Annotated in this window: 1 protein-coding gene; it reads left to right on the forward strand. The window is 64.1% G+C overall.

Going from position 1 to position 329, the window contains the following annotated elements:
• Positions 1–195 (forward strand): BCCT family transporter (locus tag J0A65_RS26730; RefSeq protein WP_206597196.1); only part of this gene is annotated, 195 nt, incomplete at its 5' end.
• Positions 196–329 lie beyond the last annotated feature (134 nt).

The following is a 329-nucleotide window of genomic DNA, read 5'->3' on the forward strand; positions in this document are numbered from 1 at the left end:
GGCAAGATCAACGCACCGGTCTCGCAGAAGATGTTCTGGGTGATCATGGAAGGCGCCCTGGCCGTCGCGCTGCTGCTTGGCGGTGGCCTGGTGGCCCTGCAGGCGATGGCGGTATCGACCGGCCTGCCGTTCACCGTGGTGCTGCTGGTCGGCTGTGTGGCGATCATCAAGGGGCTGAGCAGCGAGCCGCGCTGAGCGGCCGCTGGCCCTCTTCCGATACTGGGAGAGGGCTTCCCCGGCAGCAACGAAAACGCCGCGAACTTGTAAAGGTTCGCGGCGTTTTCGCGTCTAGCGGTCGAACATCAGCATTCGATGATGTTCACCGCCAG

Source organism: Bowmanella yangjiangensis, assembly GCF_017255015.1.
Classification (GTDB): domain Bacteria; phylum Pseudomonadota; class Gammaproteobacteria; order Enterobacterales; family Alteromonadaceae; genus Bowmanella; species Bowmanella yangjiangensis.